A 786-nucleotide genomic window follows, 5' to 3' on the forward strand; every position below is an offset into this window, starting at 1 on the left:
CACGTCACATACCGCCCTCTCAGAACATGGTGTTGTCGTTGGCGCTCTTCTCGGGCACCTCCTGGATCACGTCCCAGTGCTCGACGATCTTCCCGTCGGCTACGCGCCAGATATCCGCGACGGCCATGCCGCGGTCGCCGGGCTTGAGGTGCAGATTGCTGTGGGTGACGACCAAGTCCCCTTCGGCGACAGCCCGCTTGATGTCCAGGCGCAGGTCGGGGAACTGTCCACGCAGCCAGTGGACGTAGCCCACGAACGCCTGCGGACTGTCCTGGGCCTCCGGGTTGTGCTGGGTGTAGCTCTCGCCGAGATGCGCGGCGGCGGCCTGCTCAGGCTGATAGTCGTTGAACGCCTGCTCGTAAAACGCGATGACGAGCGCCTTGTTGTCGGCAGCGGACACGAACTTCTCCTGCTCTCTAAGGGGCTGGGTGGTGCGGTCAGACGGCCATGGCGTCGCGGACGAGTGCGGTGTCGACGAACTGCTCGAAGCGCACGATGAGTCCACCGCGTACGACGAAGTGGTGCGCGACACGGACGTCGATCGACTTGCCGGTGGACTTGTTGACGGCGGTGTAGCGGGCCAGGACGACGACGTTCTCGCCGTCGACGACGTAGGTGTCGTCGTGGGCGGTCCAGTCGTCCCAGTCCCGGCCGAGCTTCTCCATCACGTTGGAGGTGACCCCGGTGGGGGTGCGGTATGTGCCGGCGAGGGGGAAGCCGGCCATCTCCGTCCACTCCACGTCGGGGGCGAGGGCGGCGCGGAGGGCTTCGAGGTCACCGGCGGCG

2 protein-coding genes are annotated in these 786 nt (G+C 66.5%); both read right to left on the bottom strand.

Annotated elements, in window-relative coordinates:
• Positions 1-19: 19 nt before the first annotated feature.
• Entirely contained in the window at positions 20-400 is a 381-nt protein-coding gene (locus tag JHN63_RS51635; RefSeq protein WP_200692021.1) for a nuclear transport factor 2 family protein, read from the bottom strand.
• Positions 401-437: 37 nt separating this feature from the next.
• Positions 438-786 (bottom strand): nuclear transport factor 2 family protein (locus JHN63_RS51640; protein ID WP_200692022.1); only part of this gene is annotated, 349 nt, incomplete at its 5' end.

This window comes from Streptomyces sp. MBT65, from assembly GCF_016612545.1.
Lineage (GTDB): Bacteria > Actinomycetota > Actinomycetes > Streptomycetales > Streptomycetaceae > Streptomyces.